The 23,974-nt window shown below is 66.0% G+C and carries 20 protein-coding genes and 1 pseudogene; 3 read left to right on the top strand and 18 right to left on the bottom strand.

Annotated features, from left to right (window positions below; translation table 11 throughout):
* Positions 1-153 precede the first annotated feature (153 nt).
* Both groL and groES read right to left on the bottom strand, forming a co-directional pair.
* Positions 154-1,809: a chaperonin GroEL gene (gene groL / locus BKY59_RS16230; RefSeq protein WP_076073174.1), complete on the bottom strand. Its 1,656-nt coding sequence runs from the start codon at positions 1,807-1,809 to the stop codon at positions 154-156.
* Between the two features lie 84 nt (positions 1,810-1,893).
* Positions 1,894-2,181 (bottom strand): co-chaperone GroES, encoded by a 288-nt coding sequence (gene groES, locus BKY59_RS16225; RefSeq protein WP_076073336.1) that lies wholly within the window; start codon positions 2,179-2,181, stop codon positions 1,894-1,896.
* A gap of 319 nt (positions 2,182-2,500) precedes the next feature.
* Between groES and sppA the strand changes: the two genes are divergently transcribed.
* Positions 2,501-4,387 carry a signal peptide peptidase SppA gene (gene sppA / locus BKY59_RS16220; protein ID WP_076073173.1) on the top strand — a complete coding sequence of 629 codons (1,887 nt, stop codon included), beginning with the start codon at positions 2,501-2,503 and terminating at the stop codon, positions 4,385-4,387.
* A gap of 427 nt (positions 4,388-4,814) precedes the next feature.
* On the opposite strand, the gene BKY59_RS16215 is transcribed toward sppA, so the two are convergent.
* From BKY59_RS16215 to BKY59_RS16165, 11 genes and pseudogenes are all read right to left on the bottom strand, one after another.
* Positions 4,815-5,453, bottom strand: a complete 639-nt coding sequence (locus tag BKY59_RS16215; protein ID WP_076073172.1) for a trimeric intracellular cation channel family protein — start codon at positions 5,451-5,453, stop codon at positions 4,815-4,817.
* A gap of 667 nt (positions 5,454-6,120) precedes the next feature.
* Complete coding sequence (gene lpdA / locus BKY59_RS16210; protein WP_076073171.1) at positions 6,121-7,518, bottom strand: dihydrolipoyl dehydrogenase; 1,398 nt, start codon at positions 7,516-7,518, stop codon at positions 6,121-6,123.
* 128 nt (positions 7,519-7,646) lie between these two features.
* Positions 7,647-8,882: a 2-oxoglutarate dehydrogenase complex dihydrolipoyllysine-residue succinyltransferase gene (odhB, locus tag BKY59_RS16205; protein ID WP_076073170.1), complete on the bottom strand. Its 1,236-nt coding sequence runs from the start codon at positions 8,880-8,882 to the stop codon at positions 7,647-7,649.
* Positions 8,883-8,920: 38 nt separating this feature from the next.
* Positions 8,921-11,881 (bottom strand): 2-oxoglutarate dehydrogenase E1 component, encoded by a 2,961-nt coding sequence (locus BKY59_RS16200; protein ID WP_076073169.1) that lies wholly within the window; start codon positions 11,879-11,881, stop codon positions 8,921-8,923.
* Between the two features lie 82 nt (positions 11,882-11,963).
* Positions 11,964-12,848 carry a succinate--CoA ligase subunit alpha gene (gene sucD, locus BKY59_RS16195; protein WP_076073168.1) on the bottom strand — a complete coding sequence of 295 codons (885 nt, stop codon included), beginning with the start codon at positions 12,846-12,848 and terminating at the stop codon, positions 11,964-11,966.
* A gap of 49 nt (positions 12,849-12,897) precedes the next feature.
* A pseudogene (locus tag BKY59_RS18160) lies at positions 12,898-13,188 on the bottom strand (GIY-YIG nuclease family protein).
* A gap of 114 nt (positions 13,189-13,302) precedes the next feature.
* Positions 13,303-14,265 (bottom strand): malate dehydrogenase, encoded by a 963-nt coding sequence (mdh, locus tag BKY59_RS16185; RefSeq protein WP_076073167.1) that lies wholly within the window; start codon positions 14,263-14,265, stop codon positions 13,303-13,305.
* Between the two features lie 195 nt (positions 14,266-14,460).
* Positions 14,461-15,579, bottom strand: coding sequence for a cell division protein ZapE (zapE, locus tag BKY59_RS16180; protein WP_076073335.1), 1,119 nt, complete (start codon positions 15,577-15,579; stop codon positions 14,461-14,463).
* Complete coding sequence (locus BKY59_RS16175; RefSeq protein WP_083672205.1) at positions 15,576-16,076, bottom strand: PaaI family thioesterase; 501 nt, start codon at positions 16,074-16,076, stop codon at positions 15,576-15,578. The genes zapE and BKY59_RS16175 overlap by 4 nt, the downstream gene beginning before the upstream one ends.
* Positions 16,073-16,858 (bottom strand): succinate dehydrogenase iron-sulfur subunit, encoded by a 786-nt coding sequence (locus BKY59_RS16170; protein ID WP_076073166.1) that lies wholly within the window; start codon positions 16,856-16,858, stop codon positions 16,073-16,075. Before BKY59_RS16170 ends, BKY59_RS16175 begins: the two co-directional genes overlap by 4 nt.
* A gap of 189 nt (positions 16,859-17,047) precedes the next feature.
* Positions 17,048-18,394, bottom strand: coding sequence for a pyruvate dehydrogenase complex dihydrolipoamide acetyltransferase (locus tag BKY59_RS16165; RefSeq protein ID WP_076073165.1), 1,347 nt, complete (start codon positions 18,392-18,394; stop codon positions 17,048-17,050).
* Between the two features lie 137 nt (positions 18,395-18,531).
* Here BKY59_RS16165 and BKY59_RS16160 point away from each other — a divergent pair, with 137 nt between their 5' ends.
* On the top strand, positions 18,532-18,987 hold the full coding sequence (locus BKY59_RS16160; RefSeq protein ID WP_076073164.1) for a universal stress protein: 456 nt from the start codon (positions 18,532-18,534) through the stop codon (positions 18,985-18,987).
* Positions 18,988-19,234: 247 nt separating this feature from the next.
* On the opposite strand, the gene BKY59_RS16155 is transcribed toward BKY59_RS16160, so the two are convergent.
* From BKY59_RS16155 to wrbA, 5 genes are all read right to left on the bottom strand, one after another.
* Positions 19,235-20,080: an RcnB family protein gene (locus BKY59_RS16155; protein ID WP_076073163.1), complete on the bottom strand. Its 846-nt coding sequence runs from the start codon at positions 20,078-20,080 to the stop codon at positions 19,235-19,237.
* Between the two features lie 121 nt (positions 20,081-20,201).
* Positions 20,202-20,699 carry a GAF domain-containing protein gene (locus BKY59_RS16150; RefSeq protein ID WP_129586438.1) on the bottom strand — a complete coding sequence of 166 codons (498 nt, stop codon included), beginning with the start codon at positions 20,697-20,699 and terminating at the stop codon, positions 20,202-20,204.
* 19 nt (positions 20,700-20,718) lie between these two features.
* Positions 20,719-21,144: an alternative ribosome rescue aminoacyl-tRNA hydrolase ArfB gene (arfB, locus tag BKY59_RS16145; RefSeq protein ID WP_076073162.1), complete on the bottom strand. Its 426-nt coding sequence runs from the start codon at positions 21,142-21,144 to the stop codon at positions 20,719-20,721.
* Positions 21,145-21,261: 117 nt separating this feature from the next.
* Positions 21,262-21,954: an RluA family pseudouridine synthase gene (locus BKY59_RS16140; RefSeq protein WP_076073161.1), complete on the bottom strand. Its 693-nt coding sequence runs from the start codon at positions 21,952-21,954 to the stop codon at positions 21,262-21,264.
* Positions 21,955-22,093: 139 nt separating this feature from the next.
* Entirely contained in the window at positions 22,094-22,693 is a 600-nt protein-coding gene (gene wrbA, locus BKY59_RS16135; RefSeq protein WP_076073332.1) for an NAD(P)H:quinone oxidoreductase, read from the bottom strand.
* Positions 22,694-22,965: 272 nt separating this feature from the next.
* Here wrbA and ctrA point away from each other — a divergent pair, with 272 nt between their 5' ends.
* Positions 22,966-23,667, top strand: coding sequence for a response regulator transcription factor CtrA (ctrA, locus tag BKY59_RS16130; protein ID WP_076073160.1), 702 nt, complete (start codon positions 22,966-22,968; stop codon positions 23,665-23,667).
* Positions 23,668-23,974: the final 307 nt, after the last annotated feature.

The raw sequence follows: 23,974 nt of genomic DNA, 5'->3' as shown, positions 1-23,974 counted from the left end.
TCCCGCTGCCCCCCGCTTCGGGTGCGATGCTTGCCGAAAAAGGGTTAATGAGAAGCTAACGGCACGCGCCGGCGCGTAAGCGTGGCGAACGCAAGAAGGGCCGGGGATCGCTCCCCAGCCCTTCCTGTCGGTTGGTTGTCAGGATGGCGGGACTTAGAAGTCCATGCCGCCCATGCCGCCCATTCCACCCATGCCGCCGCCGGGCATGCCGCCCGACGATGGCTTGTCTTCCGCTGCGTCCGAAACGGCCGCTTCGGTCGTGATCAGCAGGCCGGCAACCGAGGCTGCGTCCTGAAGCGCGGTGCGAACGACCTTGGTCGGGTCGATCACACCGGCCGCGACGAGGTTCTCGTACACGTCGGTCGATGCGTTGAAGCCCATCGTCTCGTCATTCTCGCGAAGCAGGTTGCCTGCGACGACTGCGCCGTCGAAGCCTGCATTCTGTGCGATCTGGCGAAGCGGCGTCTGCAGCGCGCGACGGATGATGTCGATGCCGCGGGTCTGGTCGTCGTTGACGCCCTTCATGCCCTCTAGCGCCTTGGTCGCATACAGCAGGGCCGTACCGCCACCGGGGACGATGCCTTCTTCGACGGCTGCGCGCGTGGCGTGCAGGGCGTCGTCGACGCGGTCCTTGCGCTCCTTGACTTCGACTTCGGTCGAACCGCCAACCTTGATGACTGCGACACCGCCGGCCAGCTTGGCCAGACGCTCCTGCAGCTTCTCACGGTCGTAATCGCTCGCGGTGTTCTCGATCTGGCGACGGATCGCGTCAACGCGGCCCTTGATGTTCTCGCCGTCGCCCGCACCATCGACGATGATGGTGTTGTCCTTGTCGATCGACACGCGCTTGGCGGTGCCGAGCATTTCGATCGTGACGTTCTCGAGCTTGATGCCGAGGTCCTCGGAGATCATCTCGCCCTTCGTCAGGATCGCGATGTCTTCCAGCATCGCCTTGCGACGATCGCCGAAACCGGGCGCCTTGACCGCTGCGACCTTCAGGCCGCCGCGCAGCTTGTTCACGACCAGCGTGGCAAGCGCCTCACCCTCGATATCCTCGGCGATGATCAGCAGCGGGCGACCCGACTGGACGACAGCTTCCAGGATCGGGAGCATCGCCTGCAGGTTCGACAGCTTCTTCTCGTGGATCAGGATGTAGGGATCCTGAAGCTCGACGACCATCTTCTCGGGGTTGGTGATGAAGTAGGGCGACAGGTAGCCGCGGTCGAACTGCATGCCTTCGACGACATCGAGTTCGAACTCGAGACCCTTGGCCTCCTCGACAGTGATGACGCCTTCCTTGCCGACCTTGTCCATCGCTTCGGCGATCTTCTCGCCGACGACGGTGTCGCCATTGGCAGAAATGATGCCGACCTGCGCGACTTCATGGCTGCCGGCAACCGGCTTCGAACGCGCCTTCAGGTCCTCGACGACCTTGACGACGGCCAGATCGATACCGCGCTTCAGGTCCATCGGGTTCATGCCCGCTGCGACCGACTTCATACCTTCGCGCACGATGGCCTGGGCCAGCACGGTCGCGGTGGTGGTGCCGTCGCCGGCGATGTCGTTCGTCTTCGACGCGACTTCGCGCAGCATCTGCGCGCCCATGTTCTCGAACTTGTCCTTGAGTTCGATTTCCTTGGCGACGGTGACGCCGTCCTTGGTGATGCGCGGCGCGCCGAACGACTTATCGATCACGACGTTGCGGCCCTTGGGGCCGAGCGTCACCTTGACCGCGTCGGCCAGGATATCGACACCGCGAAGAATGCGCTCACGGGCGTCGCGGGAAAATTTGACGTCTTTGGCTGCCATGATGGAAACCCTTTCAGTATGGGGAATGGATCAGGTCGTCGAAAATCCGGAGTGGCTCAGGCGGGAAGGCCGAACCGGTCAGCGTCAGCCGACGATGCCCAGAATGTCGCTTTCCTTCATGATGAGCAGGTCCTGGCCGTCGACCTTGACCTCGGTGCCGGACCATTTGCCGAACAGGATCTTGTCGCCGGCCTTGACGTCCAGCGGCGTGATCTTGCCATCGTCGGAACGCAGCCCGGTGCCGGCGGCGACGACTTCGCCTTCCTGCGGCTTTTCCTTGGCGCTGTCCGGAATGATGATCCCGCCGGCGGTCTTTTCCTCGGCGTCGATACGCTTGACGAGCACGCGATCGTGCAACGGACGGAAGTTCATGGCGCTTGCCTCCTTTTCGGGCGGGGAAGGGTTCGGCGTCATCGCCCGGCCCGCCCCGACCCACAGGTCGAAATTATTGGCACTCCCCATCGGTGAGTGCCAGCGACAGGCATATGGACTTAAGTACCGCCGGATCAAGCCCGTGCACGGCAACTTTTTCAGCGGCGTGACAGGGCGGTGGCGGAACGCGACAGTCTCCCGTTCCGGCCTGCGACGTTTTTGTGTGCGACGTTTTGTCTGCGACGAAGATGCCATGATGACGCTGGCGTTCAACCGCCCGACCGGATAGCCGCAGAGTGTCTATCGAAAGCCGGCCCCCATGCGTATCCTTCGCGGTTTCTGGAAACTGCTCGTCGCCATCAAGGACGGGCTCGTCCTGCTCCTGATGCTCCTGTTCTTCGGGGCGCTGTTCGCCGCGCTGTCAGTCGGCGGCAATCCCCGCGTGCCGGCTACGGGCGCGATGGTCCTGGCACTCGACGGATCGCTGGTCGAACAGCCGTCCGATGCAGATCCTTTCGCCGCCATCGCCGGCGCCGCCCCCGTCACCCGCGAATATCGCCTGCGCGACGTGGCCCGCGCCGTCGACGGCGCGGCCAGCGACGCGAACGTGAAGGGCGTCGTCCTCGATCTCGATCGGTTCGTCGGCGGCGGTCAGGCCGGCCTCGCCACGCTGGGCGAAGCAATGGACCGCGTCCGGCGCGCGGGCAAACCCGTCCTCGTCTATGCCACCGGCTATACCGACGACAGCTATCTGCTGGCCGCGCATGCCAGCGAAGTCTGGCTGAACCCGGTCGGCGCCGTGCTGCTGACCGGCCCGGGCGGATCGCGGCTATATTATAAGGGCCTCCTCGACAAAATCGGCGTCACGCCGAAGGTCTACCGCGTCGGCGAGTTCAAGTCCGCCGTCGAACCGTTCACCCGCACCGACCAGTCGCCGGCCGCGCGCGCGGCTAACCAGCTGCTGGCCGATGCGCTGTGGGCGGATTGGAACCAGAATGTCGCGCAGGCCCGGCCGAAGGCGCAGCTTGCTTCCTATCTCGCGCGTCCCGAACAGATCGCGGCGACGACCGGTGGCGACATGGCGACCGCCGCGGTCCGCGCCGGGCTGGTCGATCGACTGGGGAACCGGATCGCGTTCGGCCGGCGCGTGGCGCAGGTCACCGGGGCCGGCATCGGCAGCATGGGTATCGCCGGATCCTATCAGGCGATACCGTTCGAAGGCTGGGTCGCGGGGCACCCCGAACGGAGCAGCGGCACGCCGATCGGCGTCGTGACGGTCGCTGGGGAGATCGTCGATGGCAAGGCCGGTCCCGGCACCGCCGCGGGCACGACCATTGCCGACCTGATCCTGAAGGAACTGGCCAAGGGCCGGATCAAGGCGCTGGTCGTCCGCGTCGACAGCCCGGGCGGATCGGTCACCGCATCCGAACAGATCCGCCAGGCGATCCTGGAGGCGAAGCGCCGCAAGCTGCCCGTCGTGATATCGATGGGCAATGTCGCGGCGTCCGGAGGCTACTGGATCGCCACGCCGGGCAGCCGCATCTTCGCCGAACCGTCCACCATCACCGGCTCGATCGGCGTCTTCGGCATCATCCCGACCTTCCAGGGCACCCTCACGAAGCTCGGCCTGTCCGCGGACGGCGTCGCCACTACGCCATTGTCCGGTCAGCCGGACGTGCTGCGCGGCACCAGCCCGCAGTTCGACCGGCTGATCCAGCTCGGGATCGAGGATGCCTATCGTCGCTTCACCGGCCTTGTCGCCAGGTCGCGCGGGTTGCCCCAGGCGCGTGTCGACCAGATCGGCCAGGGTCGCGTCTGGCCCGGCGGCATCGCGCGCCAGATCGGCCTGGTCGATCAGTTCGGCGGTCTGGACGACGCCATCGCGTATGCCGCCCGCGCCGCTAAGGTCGCCCCGGCAGACGCATATCCGCTGTTCATCGAACGCGAACCCAACGCGTTCAAGCAGTTCGCCACCGACATGTTCCGCAACGACGGCAGCCCGGGCGACCAGGCGGCGACCGATCCCTGGTCGCGGCTGGCCGGCAACCCCGAACGGCTGATGGGCCAGGCTCTCGGCGATGCCCGCCGCATCGCAAACGGCCCCGCCATCCAGGTCCGCTGCCTCGAATGCCCGGTCGCCCGGACCACCCCCCCACCCCGCGACGGGGCGCTGGCCAGACTGATCCTGACGCGACTCGGGCTGTAACCGAACGGCCGCCGCACTGGTCGCGACGACTGCGACCAGTGCGGCATCAGGGGCCGTTGCAACCCGGCCGGCGGAAAAAGCACATATGTCCGGCGCCTCTCCGCCGGAACAAGAGACCTCCCCAATCGCGCGAACTCAACGTTCGTCATCCCGGACGTAATACGGGACAGCGTCCACGCACGGCGTGTGTGGCTTTAGGGACGGAGCGCCACTGCCAATCCGTTCGGTTCGAGCCTGTCGAGAACCCTTCGTAAAATTCTCAATCTGCGCGCACCCAGTGGAACGGCAGGGCGGCTCGAATCGCAGTCATCGGTGTTGACTGACAGGCAGCTCTCGGGCCTACCCAACGTCACCGCGCTTTCCGCACGGGTGGCGAAATATCCGCGCGTCCCGATCGCCGCGCCTCCATCAACGCAAGACACACCCTTCAGCCGCGATACACCGGCAGCGCCAGCCCATGCGCAATGGCCGCGGCTCGCAGCAGGAACCCCGCCCCTGCGCCCAGTGCCGCCGCCGCCCAGAACGGCAGCCCGACCAGCGTCAGCCCCACGAACAGTACCGATGCCAGCGCGGCCGCCGTCACATAGAGTTCCGGCCGCAGGATGATCGACGGTTCGCCGGCCAGCACGTCGCGGATCACGCCGCCCATGCACGCGGTCACGACGCCCATCACCGCGGCCGGCAATGGCGGCACGCCGTACTTCAGCGCCTTGGCCGCGCCGTACACTGCATAGGCCGCCAACCCGACGGCATCGAACCAGTCGAGCGCCTTCGGACTCCAGATCCGCTGCGGCGTGAACCACACCAGCACTGCGACGCCCAGACAGACCGCGATAGCACGCGCATCCTGCAGCCAGAATACCGGCGCCCCGATCAACAAGTCGCGCAACGTCCCACCGCCCGTGCCCGTCACCGCCGCAAAGAACGCGAACGTCACCAGCGTCTGCCGCCGTCCCGCCGCCGCCAGCGCGCCGGACGCCGCAAACACGGCCAGTCCGGCCAGATCGAGCGCGGCAAATGTCGTGGGCAGCGCGGCCGCGACAGTAGCAGGATACGCGGCTATCATCCGCGCTTCCTACACCGGGACATGGGACAGCGCCTACCCGCGATCACGCATATCCCAAACGGCTGCCCCGCGGACCCGATCGAACAACCTGTCCGGCCTCCCCGCCGCGCGGTTTACCGAGTGCGGCCGCTCGGCCCGTATTACGGACCGCGCCTGGTCAGCCGGCATTCTACAATGGTGAGCCATCACCCCGCCGACAGACCGGGATCGCCGGCAGGTCCTGCAACGACGCCCGTCGTCCTTGAATATTGTCAGGCCGGCGAAGACACAGGACGCAAAACACCAGCGACAAACTCGTGCCGCCCCACATGATCTCCCCCGCCTGACAACGCTGCGACACCGAAGGCGTCAGCCAGTGGACCTGCCCCCGGGCGTCGACCTGTGGCTGGAACACATCGGAACGCGACCGTTGGAGTTCCACTCCGACCCCGCCGCGCGACATCGCCGGCCCAGATGGCGCCATGGCACGACCGGATACCCGGAGCGCCAACGGCACCACGTTCAAGGCCCGTCCGAACGCACCGTTCTTGACCTACCCTATCGCGCTTGCCGCCCGACATCGTCGATTGGAAAACTAGGCAAGACCTGGGGATCCGTGACAGCAGCCATGCCCGTGTCGCAACCGACCCGAACGAAACGCGTCCGGATCAGGTACGAAACGGCGATCTTACATGTGGATCGGCTTGCCTGTCACCGCCATGGCAGCTTCCTTCAACGCTTCCGAATGGGTCGGATGCGCATGGCAGGTGTAGGCGATGTCCTCGCTCGTCGCGCCGAACTCCATCGCCTGCGCGGCCTGCCCAATCAGCACGCCGGCCAGCGACGACACGATATGTACGCCCAGGACGCGGTCGGTCTTGGCATCCGCGATGACCTTTACGAAACCGTCCGTATCGCGGTTCGTCTTGGCACGGCTGTTCGCCAGGAACGGGAACTTACCGATCTTGATCTCCGTCCCGGCTTCGCGCAGCGCCTCCTCGGTCTGCCCGACGCTGGCATATTCCGGATGGGTGTAGACCACGCTCGGGATCACCGCATGGTTCACGATGCCGGTCTGGCCGGCAATATTCTCGGCGACGGCGATGCCCTCGTCCTCCGCCTTGTGCGCCAGCATCGGACCGGGCGTCACGTCGCCGATCGCCCAGACGCCCGCGGTCGCCGTGCGGAAATCATGGTCGACCGCCACCTGGCCGCGCGCGTTCAACTCCAACCCCGCCTTGTCCAGCGCCAACCCGTCGACATTCGGCCGTCGCCCGATCGCGAGCAGCACGACGTCCGCCTCGATCGTCTCGGCGGCGCCACCCGCCGCCGGCTCGACCGTCAGCGTGGCACCTTCACCATGCACCGCGACGCCGGTCACCTTGGTCGACGTGCGCAGCGCAAATCCCTGCTTCTTGAACAGTTTGGTCGCTTCCTTGCGGACTTCACCGTCCATGCCGGGCAGGATCTGATCGAGATATTCGACGACCGTCACCTCGGCACCCAGCCGCTTCCAGACGGAACCCAGTTCCAGCCCGATCACGCCGCCGCCGATCACCACCAGATGCTTCGGCACCGTCGGCAACGCCAGCGCACCCGTCGAATCGACCACGATCTTCTGATCCACCTCGACACCCGGCAATGGCGTGACCGACGATCCGGTCGCGATCACGATGTTCTTCGCGCGCACACTGCGCCCGGCGATATCGACCGTATCGACCGCCGTGAAAGCCGCGCGGCCCTTCAGCCATTCGACCTTGTTCTTGCGGAACAGCCCCTCGATCCCGCCGGTCAATTCCTTGACCGCCTTCGACTTCTCGGCGTGCATCTGGTCGAGATCAAGCGAGGCACCGGTGATGTTCACGCCGAACTTGGCCAGCGCGCCGGACGATGCCTCCTGGAACAGTTCGGAGGCGTGCAGCATCGCCTTGGACGGGATGCAACCGACGTTCAGGCAGGTCCCGCCCAGCGTCTCGCGGCTTTCGACGCAGGCGGTCTTCAACCCCAGCTGCGCCGCGCGGATGGCCGCGACATAGCCGCCGGGACCGGCACCAATGACCAGAACGTCAAAATCATAATCAGCCATGGGTAAGCTCGCCTTTCAAGCGGTTCGGTTCTGCCGCGACGCCATCTCGATCGGTGCTCAGGGCGGCTGGCTCTCTTCATGCTAGATGGGGACGCCGAACCAAAGTCCAACGTCCCCGGACTGTGACCCTACAGGTCGATCAGCAGACGCGTCGGATCTTCGATCGCATTCTTGATCGCGACCAGGAAGGTAACCGCCTCGCGTCCGTCGATCAGGCGGTGATCGTAGCTCAGCGCCAGGTACATCATTGGCCGCGCGACGATCTGCCCATCCAGCACCACCGGGCGCTGATCGATGCGGTGCAGCCCCAGCACCGCGGACTGCGGCGGGTTGATGATCGGCGTCGACATCAGCGATCCGAACACACCGCCGTTGGAAATGGTGAAGGTGCCGCCCTTCATCTCGTCCATCTTCAACGTGCCGTCCTTGGCACGCTTGCCGAAATCACCGATTGTCTTCTCGATCCCGGCGACGGACAATGTCTGCGCGTCGCGAATGACCGGCACGACCAGACCGTTGGGCGCCGACACCGCGACCGACACGTCGACATAGTCGCGGTACACGATCTCGTCGCCTTCGATCGACGCGTTGACCGACGGCACGTCACGCAGCGCCTGAACCGCCGCCTTCACGAAGAAACCCATGAAGCCCAGCCGGACGTCATGCTTCTTCTCGAACAGATCCTTATACTTGGCACGCGCCGCCATGACGTTGGTCATGTCGACGTCGTTGAACGTCGTCAGCATCGCAGCGGTGTTCTGCGCCTCCTTCAGACGGCGGGCCACCGTCTGGCGCAGGCGGGTCATGCGAACCCGCTCCTCGTTGCGGCCGTTCGCCGTCGAAGCAGGCGCTGCGGCGACGGGGGCCGGCGTGGAGATCGACGGCGCGGGCTTCGCGGCGGCTGCCTGCACGTCCATCTTGGTCACGCGACCATCGCGACCCGAACCATCGACCGTGGACGGATCGATCCCGGTTTCCTGCACCGCACGACGCGCCGACGGCGACAGCGCATCGTTGGTGCCAGCGCTTGTCGTCGGCGCCGCACCCGGCTCCGGCGGAGCAGCCTTCTCGGCCTGCGCCACCGCGGTCTTGTTCTCGGCCGCTGGCGTGGCGGATGTCGATGCCGACCCCGCCTCGATCAGCGCGATCACCGCGCCGACCAGCACGGTATCGCCCTCGGCCACCGCCTGCTCGCCCATCACGCCGTCCACCGGCGACGGCACGTCGACCGCGACCTTGTCGGTCTCCAGGCTGGCGATCGGCTCGTCGGCCTTCACCGCTTCGCCCGGCTTCTTCAGCCACTGTCCCAGCGTCGCTTCGGTGATCGACTCGCCCAGCGTGGGTACGGTTACTTCGGTCGCCATGTCGTCTTCCTTATATTCCGATGAGGTCGCGGGGCCGCTCAGCCCGCCTGCTGCTTGGACTGGACGCCGGCACCGATCGCGTCGGCCACCTCGCCCTGCGGTTCGCCAAGCGCCTCGGCCACCAGCGCCTGCTGCTGCTTGGCATGGTTGCGGGCGAGACCCGTCGCGGTGGCCGCCGACGCCTTGCGGCCGGCATAGATCGGACGGATCGGCTTGCCCGCATCCTTCAATGACTGCTCGATCAGGTCCTCGACGAAGAACCACGATCCGTTGTTCTTCGGTTCCTCCTGCGCCCAGACGACGGTTTCGAGGTTGGGCATGCGTGCCAGCCGCTTGACCAGCGCGTCGGACGGGAACGGATAGACCTGCTCCACCCGCACGATCGTCGTGGTCTTGTCCCCGCTCGCATCGCGCGCGTCCGCCAGGTCGTAGAACACCTTGCCCGAACACAGAACCAGCCGGCGCACGTCCTGATCGGCCGGTGCGTTCGGATCGGACAGGATCCGCCGGAAATGGCTGTCGCCCGTAAAGTCCGCGATGCTCGAGACCGCCGACTTGTGCCGCAACAGCGACTTCGGCGTCATCATGATGAGCGGCTTGCGGAAATTCCGCAGCATCTGCCGGCGCAGGATGTGGAAATAGTTCGCCGGCGTCGTGCAGTTCGCGACCTGCAGATTATCCTCGGCGCACAGTTGCAGGTAGCGCTCCATCCGTGCGGACGAATGCTCCGGCCCCTGCCCCTCATAACCATGCGGCAGCAGCATCACGAGGCCGTTGGCACGCAGCCACTTTGCCTCGCCCGCCGCGATGAACTGGTCGATGATGACCTGCGCACCGTTCGCGAAATCGCCGAACTGCGCTTCCCACAGTACCAGCGTGTTGGGCGCCTGGCCGGCATAGCCATATTCGAATCCCAGCACGCCGAATTCGGACAATGGACTGTCCAGCACCTGGAACTTGCGGTTCATCGTCGACAGCGGAATATACTTGTGCGCGTCCTTCTGGTCGACCCAGACGGCGTGACGCTGGCTGAACGTGCCGCGCCCGACATCCTGACCCGACAGGCGGACGCCGTAATCGTCCTGCAACAGCGACCCGAACGCCAGCGCCTCCGCCGTCGCCCAGTCGATGCCTTCGCCGCTGGCGAACATCTGCTTCTTCGCGTCCAGGATGCGCGCCAGCGTCTTGTGGATCGTCAGGTCGGCCGGCGGCGTGGTCAGCACCTGCGCCAGTGCATCGACGCGGTCCTGCGCAATGCCCGTTGCAGCCGCGCGCCGCTCGGTGATCTTCTCGCGCGGCGCGGCAAAGCCGCTCCATACGCCTTCGAACCAGTCGGCCTTGTTGACCTTGTAGCCCTTGGCCGCCTCGAAATCGGCTTCCAGCGTCGCGACGAAATCGGACGCCGCGCTGTCGACCCAGGCGTCGTCGATCACGCCTTCGGCCTTCAGGCGCGCCGCATAGACGGACGACACCGGCGGATGCGAGCGGATCGCATCGTACATCAGCGGTTGCGTGAAGCCCGGCTCGTCGCCCTCATTGTGCCCGAAGCGGCGATAGCACCACATGTCGACCACGACGTCGCGCTTGAACTGGTGGCGGAACTCGGTGGCGATCCGCGTTGCGAACGCGACCGCTTCCGGGTCGTCGCCGTTCACGTGGAGGATCGGGGCCTGCACCATCTTGGCGATGTCGGAGGGATAGGGCGACGACCGCGCGAATTGCGGGCTGGTCGTGAACCCGACCTGGTTGTTGATGACGAAGTGCAACGTGCCGCCGGTCGAATAGCCGACCAGCCCGGAAAAGCCGAAGCATTCCATGATGATGCCCTGACCCGCAAACGCGGCATCGCCGTGCAGCAGGACCGGCAGGACCTTGGAACGCTCGGTATCGTCGATTTCGGTCTGCTTGGCGCGCGCCTTGCCCAGTACGACCGGGTCGACCGCCTCCAGATGCGACGGGTTGGGCGCCAGCGACAGGTGGACGCGATTGCCGTCAAACTCACGGTCCGTCGACGTGCCAAGGTGATATTTGACGTCGCCCGACCCGCCGACATCTTCCGGATTGGCGGAACCCCCCGCAAATTCCGAGAAGATCGCGCGATACGGCTTCTGCATGACGTTGGCCAGGACGTTCAGCCGGCCGCGATGCGCCATGCCGATCACGATCTCGGTAACGCCCACCGCGCCGCCATATTTGATGACGTTTTCCAGCGCCGGGATCATCGACTCGCCCCCGTCCAGCCCGAACCGCTTCGTGCCGACATATTTCCGGCCGAGGAACTTCTCCCATTGTTCGGCCTCGATGACCTTCGCCAGGATGGCCTTCTTGCCTTCGGGGCTGAACGTGATCGCCTTGTCGCGCCCCTCCATCCGCTCCTGCAGGAACCGGCGCTCCTCGATGTCGCCGATGTGCATATATTCCAGGCCGACATGCCCGCAATAATTGCGCCGCAGGATCTCGACCAGTTCGCGCACCGTCGCGCGTTCCAGTCCCAGCGATCCGCCGAGGTGAACCGGACGATCGAGATCGCCTTCGGAAAACCCATGAAATTCCGGACCGAGATCGGCCGGCAGATCGCGCCGCGCCAGGCCCAGTGGATCGAGTTCCGCCGCCAGATGGCCACGCACCCGGTAGGTGCGGATCAGCATCATCGCGCGGATCGAGTCGGTCAGCGCCTGCTTCAGGTCCGCATCCGAAATGCCGCCCGATGCAGGCGCGGGAGGCGCGGCGACCGGGGCCGGCTTGCCACCCTTTGCGGGCTTCGGTGCCGGCTGCATCTGCGTCGGATCGAGGCCGGCGGTCAGCGCGTCGGTGTCGGTCGGGGGCCAGTTCTTGCGGGCCCAGCTCGGTCCCGAAATGGTTTCGCCCAATCCGGCGAAATAGGTCCGCCAGCTCGGCTCGACCGCCTCCGGCGCCTCTTGATAGCGGCGGTACAGCGCCTCCACGAAAGACGGGCTCACGCCCTCCACTTCGGCTACATCCACGGCATCATTTCCCACTTCGGGTCTTCCCAATCTGCGTGCCGGCCAACCGGCGGCATGGTCCGATATGGGGACCGTGCCTTACGACTTCAGCCTTTCATCAGCCTTTCAGCAAAGCGGACAACGTCGTACCCAGTTCCGACGGACTTGCCGCAACGCGGATACCGGCCGCTTCCATGGCTGCGATCTTGTCTTCCGCGCCACCCTTGCCGCCGCTCACGATCGCACCGGCGTGGCCCATGCGACGACCGGGAGGCGCGCTGCGCCCGGCGATGAAGCCGGCCATCGGCTTGCTGCGGCCACGCTTGGCCTCGTCCATCAGGAACTGGGCGGCTTCCTCTTCCGCGGAACCACCGATCTCGCCGATCATGATGATCGACTTGGTCTCGTCGTCCGCCAGGAACAGCTCGAGCACGTCGATGAAGTTCGTGCCGTTGACCGGATCGCCGCCGATGCCGACCGCGGTCGACTGGCCCAGGCCCTCGTTCGTCGTCTGGAACACCGCCTCGTAGGTCAGCGTGCCGGACCGCGACACGACCCCGACCGATCCCTTCGAGAAGATCGAACCCGGCATGATGCCGATCTTGCATTCGTTCGGCGTCAGCACGCCCGGGCAGTTCGGCCCGATCAGCCGCGACGACGAACCCTGCAGCGCACGCTTCACGCGGACCATGTCAAGCACCGGAATGCCCTCGGTGATGCACACGATCAGCGGCACCTTGGCGTCGATCGCCTCTAGGATGGAGTCCGCGGCGAAGGGCGGCGGCACATAGACCACCGTCGCATCGGCCTGCGTCTTCTGGACGGCCTCGGCCACCGAGTCGAAGATCGGCAGACCGATATGGGTCGTGCCGCCCTTGCCCGGCGTGACGCCGCCGACCATCTGCGTGCCGTACGCCAGCGCCTGCTCCGTATGGAACGTGCCGGTGTTGCCGGTCATGCCCTGGGTGATGACCCGGGTATTCTTGTTGACGAGGATGCTCATGGGTGTCCTGCCGTCCTTTTATGCCGCCCCCGCACTGCGCGGGCCAAATTCATGTCAGCGTCGGAAAGAGATCTTCCCACTCCGGGTTGAGCGCTTCAATCGCCCGAAGCTTCCAACCCCTACGCCATTTCTTCATCTGCAACTCGATGGTCCGGGCGGCGTCGATCGAGCCGCAATCCCTATACCATACGAGCGTCCTGCAACCGTACTTCCGCGTGAACCCTTCTACGATGCCCTCGCGGTGCTGCCAGATGCGCTAAATCAACTGGCTGGTGACACCAATATAAAGCGTGCCGTTCCGCGCGCGCGCCATGATGTACACGAAACCCGTTTTATCCATAAACACGCTTCGAACCTTGGCGTACCCCCGCGTAGGCGGGGGTCCAGACCGGAGCGCGGAACTGGACCCCCGCCTACGCGGGGGTACGCAACCGCGTCACCGTGCAAAATCGGCTTAGGCCAGAGTCCCATCGATCCCGCGGCACGCCACCAGCAACTCCTTCACCGCGTCGACCGACACTGCGAGATTGGCCTTCGCCTCCTCGTCCAGCTTGATCTCGACGATCTTCTCGACGCCGCCCGCACCGATCACCACCGGCACGCCGACATACAGGTCGTTCAACCCGTACTGACCGTCGACATAGGCCGCCGCGGGCAGGACGCGCTTCTGGTCGTACAGATACGCTTCCGCCATCGCGATCCCGCTCGTCGCCGGCGCATAATAGGCCGAGCCCGTCTTGAGCAACGCCACGATCTCGCCCCCGCCCGAACGGGTGCGCTGGACGATCGCGTCGATCTTCTCCTGCGTGGACATACCCATCGCGATAAGATCGGGGATCGGGATGCCCGACACGGTCGAGTAGCTGATGACCGGGACCATCGTGTCGCCATGGCCGCCCAGCACGAAGCTCGTCACGTCCTTGACCGAAACCTTGAATTCGTCCGCCAGGAAATGGCTGAATCGCGAGCTGTCGAGCACGCCTGCCATGCCGACCACCATGTGATGCGGCAGGCCCGAGAATTCGCGCAGCGCCCATACCATCGCATCGAGCGGGTTGGTGATGCAGATCACGAACGCGTCCGGCGCGTTGGCCTTGATGCCCTCGCCAACGGCCTTCATGACCTTCAGGTTGATACCGAGCAGGTCGTCGCGGCTCATCCCCGGCTTGCGCGCCACGCCGGCCGTCACGATGATGACGTCCGCGCCCGCAATGTCGGCATAGTCGTTCGATCCGGTGATCGTGGCGTCGAAACCCTCGACCGGGCTGCACTGCGACAGGTCGAGCGCCTTGCCCTGCGGCACACCCTCGGCCACGTCGAACAGGACGATATCGCCCAGCCCCTTCAGCGCCGCGAGATGCGCGAGCGTGCCGCCGATGTTGCCAGCGCCGATCAGCGCGATCTTCTTACGAGCCATGTGGAGAATGTCCTCGACCGTCCAAGATTCCGATAGCGGAAGTCGCGTGCCCCAAGGCCGCGGCCACCAATCGTCGCCGCGTCGCTTAGCTGCATGGCAGCATCGGGGCAACCGTGGACGTTCAGAAAAGCGCCCCGGACATGGTCTGTAACACAGTGGCGGGCCGCTTCGGACGACGCGGGGCGGACGATCCCGTCAGTCGGTGCCGTGGCCGGCGGCCAGATATTCGGCCGACTGCATCTCCATCAGCCGCGACACGGTCCGCTCGAATTCGAACGCTCCGTCGCCGGCCGGATAGAGCGCGACGGGGGCCGCGTCCGCCGCGGCGAGCAGCTTCACGCGATATTCGTACAGCGCATCGATCAGCAGTTTGAACCGTGCCGCCTCGTTGCGCTTCTCCGGCCCCAGTACGGGCACGCCTACCAGGATAACGGTATGGAACCGCCGCGCGATCGCCAGATAGTCCGCCACGCCGCGCGCATCGCCGCACAGCTTGGAGAAGGCGAACACCCCGACGCCCTTGATCGACTTCGGCACGCGCAACGTCCGCCCGCCCGGCACCGCGATCTGTTCGGACGGCACGTTGGCGCGGTCCTCGACCGGAAAATCGGTCAGCCGGAAAAAGGCCCGGCTCAGCGCCTCGGTCGCCGCCGCGCCGTTGGGCACGTACCAGGTCGGGAACCCGCCGAGCCGTTCCAGACGATAATCGGTCGCACCGTTCAGCGGCAGCACGTCCAGCCGCCCCTCGATCAACGCGATGAACGGCAGGAACAGCTGACGGTTCAGCCCGTCCTTGTAGAGATCGGCCGGCGGGCGATTGGACGTGGTGACCACGGTCACGCCGCGCTCGATCAGGCCGGTGAACAGCCGCGACAGGATCGCCGCGTCCGCCATGTTGTTCACCACCATCTCGTCGAAGCACAGCAACCGCGCCTGCGCGACCAGATCGTCGACCACGGGCGCGATCGGGTCGCCCTTCTCGCTCGCGCGCTCGACCCGCAACCGATCGTGCACCTCCAGCATGAACTCGTGAAAATGCACCCGGCGCTTCGGCGCCACGTCCACGCAATCGAAGAACAGGTCCATCAGCATCGATTTGCCGCGCCCGACGCCGCCCCACATATATAGACCGCGTGGCGCAGGCGCCCGTGCACCGCCGAACAGCCTGCTGAACAGACCGCCACGCGGGGCCGACGCCGTCTCAAGCGCCGTCGCCAGCGCATCGAGTCGCGCGACCGTACCGGCCTGGTCCGGATCGGGCTTCAGCTCGCCGCCGGCCAGCAATGCCGCATAGCGCGCGGCCACCCGACTCATGTCGCGCCGGCCCATTTCACCTTGCGCAGCGTGCCCTCGAACGACCCGATCGTGACGCCGGCCTGCTCGATCAACCCGCGCAGGAAGATCATCCGCCCGGTCTCGCCAATGATCTCGACCACCGCATCGATCGGCAGGCCAGCCTTGGCCGCACCGATGAAGTCCATCCCCGCCCGCAACGTCACGGCGCCGCCACGCGGCAACCGGTCCTGCGCCAGCAGGGCACAGAACATCACCTGATCGACATAGCCCAGAATGAAGCCGCCATGGACGTTGTCGGATACGTTCGACTGTGCGCGCCCCGTCTCGACGCGGCAGCGTACGCTGCCTCCCTCGGCCCGGACACGGATCGTGCCGAAACTGTCGAGGAACCGCCCGGCCGCAACCGGCAGGAAAGCGCGAAATCCGTCGACGTCAACGACCTCGTCCAGCGCCAGCCGTTCGACGATGCCGGCATTCTCGCCGACACCGTCACCGGCCACCGTCGAGATGCTCAAATCTGCCGCTCGACGACCATCTTCTTGACCTCGGCAATAGCCTTGGCCGGATTCAGCCCCTTCGGGCACACATTCGCGCAGTTCATGATGGTGTGGCAGCGATAGAGCCGGAAAGGATCCTCAAGCTCGTCGAGCCGCTCGCCGGTCATCTCGTCGCGGCTGTCGGCAAGCCAGCGATAGGCCTGCAACAGGATCGCCGGCCCCAGGAACTTGTCGCTGTTCCACCAATAGGACGGGCAGGACGAGGAGCAGCAGGCACACAGGATGCACTCGTAGAGACCATCCAGCTTCGCGCGATCCTCGGGCGACTGGAACCGCTCCTTGCCCGATGGCGGCGGCGTAACCGTCTGCAACCAGGGCTTGATCGAACTGTACTGCGCGTAGAAATGCGTGAAGTCCGGCACCAGGTCCTTGATCACGTCCATGTGCGGCAACGGCGTGATCTTCACCTCGCCCTTTACGTCCTCTATCGCCTTGGTACAGGCCAGCGTGTTCGTACCGTCGATGTTCATCGAACAGGATCCGCAAATTCCTTCGCGACACGAGCGCCGGAACGTCAGCGTCGGATCCTGCTCGCTCTTCATCTTGATGAGCGCGTCGAGCACCATCGGACCGCACGTCGCGGTATCGACCTCGAAGGTGTCGTAACGTGGGTTTTCGCCCGTTTCCGGGTCGTAACGATACACCTTGAACTGTTTGACCGCCGTCGCATCGGGTGCCGCCTTGTGCACCTTCCCCTTCGATCGGATCTTGCTGTTCGTGGGTAGCGCGAATTCGGCCATCGGGCATGCGTCCTTGTGTCTGATTCCCAGATAGCGACGAACGTGCCGCGATTAAAGACGAATAACGCCGAAATGCCGTGCTGCGGCATTCTGTCACAGGTTCGGCGATCCCCGTGAACCGCAGGCACCTGCCCCGCCTGGAGTCGTCGTCCCGGCGCAGGCCGGGACGACGCGAACATGCGGACAGGATCAGGCCAGCATGCCGATCGGCCGTTCCACAAGCCGCTTGAACGCCGCCATCAGCTGCGCGCCGACCGCGCCGTCGATCGCACGGTGATCGAAGCTGCCGGTCGCGGTCATGACGGTCGCGACGACCAGTTCCTTGCCGACGACATAAGGGCGCAGCTCGCCCGCGCCGACCGCCAGGATCATCGCCTGCGGCGGATTGATGACTGCATCGAACTGCTTGATTCCGAACATGCCCAGATTGGAGATCGACGCGGTGCCGCCCTGATACTCCTCCGGTGCCAGCTTCCCGTCGCGGGCGCGCGCCGCCATGTCCTTGGCTTCGCTCGCGATCTTCGACAGCGGCTTGTTCGCCACGTCGGTGATGACCGGGGTAATCAATCCGCCGGGGATCGCGACCGCCATCGACACGTCGGCACGGCCGAACTTGATCAACGTATCGCCGGCAAACTGCACATTGGCATCCGGCACTTCAGTCAGCGCAACACCCAGCGCCTTGATGAGCAGGTCGTTGACCGACAGCTTGATCCCCCGGCTTTCCAGCCCGGCATTCAGCTCGCCGCGCAGCTTGAGCAACGCATCCAGGTTGCAATCCACCGTTAGGTAGAAATGCGGCACGGTCTGCTTCGACTCGGCCAGCCGGCGCGCGATCGTCTTGCGCATGTTGGACAGCTTGATCGTTTCGGACGGCACGCCCGCCGGGGCGGATGCCGGCGCCGGCGCGGCTGCAACCGGCGCAGGCTTGGCCTCTTCCGCCTTGGGTGCCGGCGTCGCCGCGGCCGCAGGCTTCGCCTTCGGGCCGGCTTCGACGTCGGCCTTGACGATGCGGCCCTTCGGCCCCGATCCGGTGAGCGACGCCAGGTCGACGCCCGCGGCATCGGCCAGCCGGCGGGCCAGCGGGCTGGCCTTGATCCGGTCGCCGCCCGACGCCGGCTGCGCGCCGCCAATCTCTTCCTTCGTCGCCGGCGGCGTGTCGGTCTCCGGATTCGCGCCATAGCCCTTCTCGGCCACCGGTGGCGATGCGGCCGATGCGGCCGCGATCGGCTCGGGCGCCGCGGCAGGCGATTCCGTCGCCGACGCGGGTGCCGCCGCGGCGGACGCATCCTCGCCCTCTTCGGCGATGATCGCGATGACCGTGCCGACCTTCACGCCGTCGGCCCCTTCGGCCACCAGCAGCTTGACGATCACGCCTTCGTCGACCGCCTCGAACTCCATCGTCGCCTTGTCGGTTTCGATTTCGGCCAGCAGGTCGCCCGACGCGACGGTATCGCCTTCCTTTACCAGCCATTTGGCCAGCGTGCCCTCCTCCATGGTGGGGGACAGTGCAGGCATTTTCAGCTCGATCGGCATCCGGAGAACCTCTTGGGGCAGACTGTGGCCCCGTCCATCCGCTATCGGGGGGGCACCGGTCAAGACCCGAGCCGGCTGCCGGCCTTGCGAAGCGGCGCGCGATCGCGCACGACTCGGCGGAACGACGGGGAAAAGCGATGCGGACCTATCTGGTGGTGATCGACGAAAGCGACGAGGCGCGGGTCGCGCTGCGCTTCGCGGCGCGGCGCGCGGCCAAGACGGGTGGCGGAATCGAGATACTCGCCCCGATCGCCCCGCCCGACTTCGTCCAGTGGGGCGCGGTCCAGTCCGCGATGGAGGAAGAAGCCCGAACCCGCATCGACGCGCTGATCGCGCAGGTCGCCGGCGAACTCATCGAGGAAACCGGCCTGCGTCCCGCGGTCATCGTGGTGCAGGGCGAACCGGTCGCCTGCGTGCGCGAACGGTTGCGCCACGAACCGCCGATCGCGGCACTTGTCCTCGGCGCCGCGGTCGGCCCCGGCCCCGGTACGCTGGTCACCCATTTCGCCGGCGCTGACGCGGGCACGCTCAGCTGCCCGCTGATGATCGTTCCCGGATCGCTTGACGAGGCCGCGATAGACTTGCTGAGCTAGGACCCTGTCGGCCGGCCGCCTGCCCCAACCAGGCCGGAACGGCCTACGCGTGAGGCATCGCCACTGGATGCCACGTCCGTTATCCCGGACTTGATCGGGGATCCGGAGCCACACGCGCTGTCGCCTGAAACCCTGGATTCCGGATCAAGTCCGGGACCACGTGGGTACGGATACTCGCACAAGACCACATGTCCGCGCAGGGTTCTCGACAGGCTCGAACCAAATGGATCAGCCCCTCAATCCGTCCTCAGCGGCTCCAGCGCGCTGAGGGAGCCGCCCAGCTCTTGCGCCGGACCGGCACCGATCGCCACGAACGGCGCGTCCCCCCGCTGGTAACGACATCCTCGGTTACCGTTGTCGTCGTGGTGATCGTCCCCGGCGTCGTCGTGACGACCACCGTTCCGGGCGCATAATAACCGCCCTGCGTGATCGCACGCCCGCCCTGCCACTGCCCGCCATAGGTTACCGCGTCGTCCGCGCGGTCCAGGCCATCGTCGTACCCGTCGTCATAACCATCGTCATAGGCCCGCTCGACCATCGCCCCGCGCGGTCCACCGCGCGGCATGCCATGGTCCGGTTCGCGCATTGCCATCCGTCCGGTCCGGTTCCAGTCGATATCGTAACGCACGTCGGCGACGCGGCCGTCCGCACCGATCAGCACCGCGTCATCATAGTAGCGGACCCAGTTGCGGCCCGCGCCCGGTGGCGTCAGCCCCCAGTTGGCGAAATCGCGGACGCGGAACGCCGGCGTCGCGAAATAGGACGGCACCATCCCGCCGCGATACGGCCGGACATAGGATCCGTTGAACTGCGGCGCGCGGCTGAACTGCGTCGCGGCGGGATCGATCGACCGGAACCGGTGATCGTCGCGCATCGCCGGGCGCGGCATCTCACGCGACACATCGTCGTCGCGACGGTCGACCGTCTTGCGGCGCATGTCGGGGCCATCCTCCGGACCGGTCCACCCCTGTTCGGTCCAGCCGCCCGTCGCCGGAACACCTGCCGCGGCGGCCATCGCCGGCACCGCCAGAAACAGCGCCGCCAGACCAATCGTCCCGATCCGTTTCCCGACGTCCGTCGCGATGTCTGCCATGTCTGCGTTTCCCTGCCGCTGCCCATTGATCGCGGTCCGTAACGGACGCGATGCTTAAGGGTTTCGTAACACTCCGGCCGATCAAGCTCCAGTTACCGCGACGTCCCGATTCGGGGCAGCGTCAGCCCGCGATCCGTGGCCCCAGCATCGCGACCAGCGCCTCGCATCCGGCCTGGTCCGCCGCGTCGAACCGACCGGGGACCGGACTGTCTAGGTCGAGCACGCCGAACAGCCGGCCGGCGACCATGATCGGCACCACCAGTTCCGACGCGGACGCCGCGTCGCAGGCGATGTGGCCGGGAAAGGCATGCACGTCGGCGATCCGCTGCGTCGTGCCGGTCACCGCCGCCGCCCCGCATACGCCTTTGCCGAACGCGATGCGGATGCACGCGGCCTTGCCTTGGAACGGACCCAGCACCAGTTCGTCCGCGCGGCGCGGGTCCACGCGGTAGAATCCCGCCCAGTTCAGCTCGGGCAGATATTCCCACAACAGTGCCGCTGCATTGGCCATGTTGGCGATCGCATCCGGTTCGTCCGCCGTCAGCGCGTCCAGGGCGCGCCCCAGATCGCGGTACAGCGCCGCCTTGTCGCCGCCGCCGGCGATATCGAACATGAACATCGTGTCGTCCTTCCTGATGCTAGTCGTGGGACGGCCGGCCGCGGTCGCGCTTCACGGCGCCGCGGATCGCCTTGCCCTCCATCCGCCGCGTCTGCGATCCCTTTGTCGGCCGGGTCGGCTTGCGCTTCTTGGGAACGACCGTCGCCTCCCGGATCATCTCGACCAGCCGGTCACGCACTTCCTGCCGGTTGAGCAACTGCGACCGCGACCCTTCGCTGCGCAGCACGACGACGCCCTCCCGCGTCAGCCGCGATCCCGCCAGTACGGCAAGCCGGTGCTTCACTGCTTCGGGCAGGCTGGGTGAATTGGCGAGGTCGAACCGCAGCATCACCGCGCTGTCGGTCGTGTTGACATGCTGCCCGCCCGGCCCGGACGACCGGGTGAACGACTCCACCATCTCGTCGCTGTCGATCGCGATCGAACGGGTGATGGGAACGGTGACCATGGCGACGCGATATCGGGGCGGGCGCGTGCAGTCTACATCGGCTCGCCAACGCCGTCATCCTTACGGACGCCGGGATGACGGACCAGTGTCAGCGCCTTCCGCCGATGCAGGCAGAGCCTAGCCTGCGCCACCCGGCGCAGCGTCCAACAGCGGCGCGTCCCAGCCGGCGAATGCCTTGGGCAGCGGCGAGACCGCGGACACCGCCGGTTTCGTGCCCCGCGGCACCCGGATGGTCCAGGCGTGCAGCATCATCCGCGGGCCGTGCTGACCATGCCGGCCATAGACCGGGTCCCCCACGATCGGCAGGCCGAGGCCGGTCGCGGCATGCACGCGCAACTGGTGCGTCCGGCCGGTCTTCGGCGTGAACAGGATCAGCGACCGCCCGTCGCGCGTCGCGATCCGCTGCCATCCGGTGACCGCTGCCTTGCCCTTGCCGCGCCGTTCGTCGACCACCATCCGCCAGCCGGCCTCCGCGGTCGAAACCTTCGCCAGCGGCAGCGCGATCTCGCCCGCTTCCGCGTCCGGAACCCCCTCGACCACCGCCAGATAGCGCTTCTCGACCGTCCCGGCCTCGAACGCGATCTGGAACTGCTTGTGCGCCCGCGGCGTCCGCGCCAGCAACAGGCATCCCGACGTGTCGCGGTCCAGCCGGTGGACGATCGTCGGCCACCGCAGGAACGTGAACCGCAGGCTTTCGAGATGGTTCGCGACCGACGTGACGCCGTCGCGCGGCTCGTCGACCGGCAGGCCCGAAGGCTTGTCGACCACGATCGCTTCGGCATCGATGAACAGGACGTTGTCTGAAAGCATCGCGCGCCTATGGTCGCCTTCGCCACGCCGCGCAACCGGACTGCCCGATCGTGGCGGCCGCTACCTTGGACCGTCATCCCGGCGAAAGCCGGGATGACGAAGCAGAAGATGGCAGGAACCTCGGCCCCCGCCCGTCATATCACCCGAAGAGCTTGGCCGCGGTTTCCGCCACGCGCTTGCCCAGGTAACGCCCGCCGTCCAGCTCTTCCTGGCCGACCGCACGGCTGCCGTCGCCGCCCGCAATCGTGGTCGCGCCGTAAGGGGCGCCGCCGACGACCTTTTCATGCCCCAGCTGCCCCTGGAACCCGTAATCCAGCCCGACGATCGTCATGCCCATGTGCAGCAGGTTGGTGATGATCGAAAACAGCGTCGTCTCCTGCCCGCCATGCTGGCTGGCCGTGCTCGTGAACGCGGCCCCGACCTTCCCGTTCAGTGCGCCACGCGCCCACAGCCCGCCGGTCTGATCCCAGAAATTGGCCATTTGCGACGTCATCCGGCCATAGCGCGTGCCCGTACCGACGATGATCGCGTCATAGCTTTCCAGCTCGTCGACCGTCGCGATCGGCGCGGCCTGGTCCAGCTTGTAATGGCTGCTGCGTGCGACGTCTTCGGGCACCAGTTCGGGCACGCGCTTCACGTCGGCGGTCGCCCCCGCGGCGCGCGCACCCTCGGCAATCGCTTCCGCCATCGTCTCGATATGGCCGTATGCGGAATAATAGAGCACCAGGACTTTCGCCATCGCATGTTCCTTCTTCGAATCGTCGGGGCGATCATGAAGCGCTTGGGCGACGTTGAAAACGGAAACGTCGGCAATGCACCGGTTCCGGATCATGCTTTCATCGCCCGTAAATCGGCCCGATCCCGATCGATCCTTACAATATATCGTGCCCGCCTGGCTCCGGCCCGGCCAATTAAATCGCTGTTAACCTTTTGCCTTCATTCGTCCGATGGTTAATAAACGAGATGACGCCGCAGCCCGGAAGGCATCGGCGAGCAGACAGGGGCCTCACCATGCGCGTGCTGTTGATCGAAGACGAGCCGACGACCGCCAAGGCGATCGAACTGATGCTGCACAGCGAAGGCTTCAACGTCTACGCCACCGATCTCGGCGAGGAAGGCCTCGATCTCGGCAAGCTGTACGATTACGACATCATCTGCCTCGACCTGAACCTGCCCGACATGCACGGCTATGACGTGCTGAAGAAGCTGCGCGTCGCAAAGGTGCAGACGCCCGTCATGATCCTGTCCGGCATCGGCGAAATGGACTCCAAGGTCCGCGCACTCGGCTTCGGGGCCGACGACTACATCACCAAGCCGTTCCACCGCGAGGAACTGATCGCGCGCATCCACGCCGTGGTCCGCCGGTCCAAGGGCCACAGCCAGTCCGTGATTCGCACCGGCAAGCTGGCGGTCAATCTGGACGCCAAGACGGTCGAGGTCGACGGCAGCCGCGTCCACCTGACCGGCAAGGAATATGCGATGCTGGAACTGCTCTCGCTGCGCAAGAGCACGACGCTGACCAAGGAAATGTTCCTCAACCACCTCTATGGCGGCATGGACGAACCCGAACTGAAGATCATCGACGTCTTCATCTGCAAGCTGCGCAAGAAGCTCAGCCTGGCCTGCGGCGGCGAAAACTACATCGAAACCGTCTGGGGCCGCGGCTACGTCCTGCGCGACCCGGACGAAATGAGCGTCGCCCGGGTGGCGTGAGGCGGAGGCCACTTCGATCCGCACCCGGGCCAGCGTCTGCGCGCGCAAACGCGGCTTCGCGACCCAACAGGACGCGCAGGCGGCCGCCACTGCCGCGCCCTTCCCGCTCCGCCCCTACCGCTGCGATCGTTGCCACCGGTTCCATCTGACCGGCCGCACCAAGGGCAAGCGCATCGCCCGGCCGGTGACCGGGTTATGCCCGAAATAGAAATTGTTCGCTTGGCCTTACCGACGGGGCCTCTCCCGCCGAAACTGATGAACCGAGGTTTGACGCGACGTCGCTCGTCCGCTTGTGATGCAAAACTTA

The sequence above is a fragment of the Sphingomonas montana genome (assembly GCF_001956315.1).
GTDB lineage: Bacteria > Pseudomonadota > Alphaproteobacteria > Sphingomonadales > Sphingomonadaceae > Sphingomonas_R > Sphingomonas_R montana.
The sequence above is the reverse complement of the archived record's forward strand: the minus strand, read 5'-3'. Positions and strand labels throughout refer to the sequence as shown.

Bases quoted from the DNA above. Each gene is read 5' to 3' on its own strand.
- groL (WP_076073174.1), bottom strand. From the start codon at position 1,809: ATGGCAGCCAAAGACGTCAAATTTTCCCGCGACGCCCGTGAGCGCATT.
- groES (WP_076073336.1), bottom strand. From the start codon at position 2,181: ATGAACTTCCGTCCGTTGCACGATCGCGTGCTCGTCAAGCGTATCGAC.
- sppA (WP_076073173.1), top strand. From the start codon at position 2,501: ATGCGTATCCTTCGCGGTTTCTGGAAACTGCTCGTCGCCATCAAGGAC.
- BKY59_RS16215 (WP_076073172.1), bottom strand. From the start codon at position 5,453: ATGATAGCCGCGTATCCTGCTACTGTCGCGGCCGCGCTGCCCACGACA.
- lpdA (WP_076073171.1), bottom strand. From the start codon at position 7,518: ATGGCTGATTATGATTTTGACGTTCTGGTCATTGGTGCCGGTCCCGGC.
- odhB (WP_076073170.1), bottom strand. From the start codon at position 8,882: ATGGCGACCGAAGTAACCGTACCCACGCTGGGCGAGTCGATCACCGAA.
- sucD (WP_076073168.1), bottom strand. From the start codon at position 12,848: ATGAGCATCCTCGTCAACAAGAATACCCGGGTCATCACCCAGGGCATG.
- mdh (WP_076073167.1), bottom strand. From the start codon at position 14,265: ATGGCTCGTAAGAAGATCGCGCTGATCGGCGCTGGCAACATCGGCGGC.
- zapE (WP_076073335.1), bottom strand. From the start codon at position 15,579: ATGAGTCGGGTGGCCGCGCGCTATGCGGCATTGCTGGCCGGCGGCGAG.
- BKY59_RS16170 (WP_076073166.1), bottom strand. From the start codon at position 16,858: ATGGCCGAATTCGCGCTACCCACGAACAGCAAGATCCGATCGAAGGGG.
- BKY59_RS16165 (WP_076073165.1), bottom strand. From the start codon at position 18,394: ATGCCGATCGAGCTGAAAATGCCTGCACTGTCCCCCACCATGGAGGAG.
- BKY59_RS16160 (WP_076073164.1), top strand. From the start codon at position 18,532: ATGCGGACCTATCTGGTGGTGATCGACGAAAGCGACGAGGCGCGGGTC.
- BKY59_RS16155 (WP_076073163.1), bottom strand. From the start codon at position 20,080: ATGGCAGACATCGCGACGGACGTCGGGAAACGGATCGGGACGATTGGT.
- BKY59_RS16150 (WP_129586438.1), bottom strand. From the start codon at position 20,699: ATGTTCATGTTCGATATCGCCGGCGGCGGCGACAAGGCGGCGCTGTAC.
- arfB (WP_076073162.1), bottom strand. From the start codon at position 21,144: ATGGTCACCGTTCCCATCACCCGTTCGATCGCGATCGACAGCGACGAG.
- BKY59_RS16140 (WP_076073161.1), bottom strand. From the start codon at position 21,954: ATGCTTTCAGACAACGTCCTGTTCATCGATGCCGAAGCGATCGTGGTC.
- wrbA (WP_076073332.1), bottom strand. From the start codon at position 22,693: ATGGCGAAAGTCCTGGTGCTCTATTATTCCGCATACGGCCATATCGAG.
- ctrA (WP_076073160.1), top strand. From the start codon at position 22,966: ATGCGCGTGCTGTTGATCGAAGACGAGCCGACGACCGCCAAGGCGATC.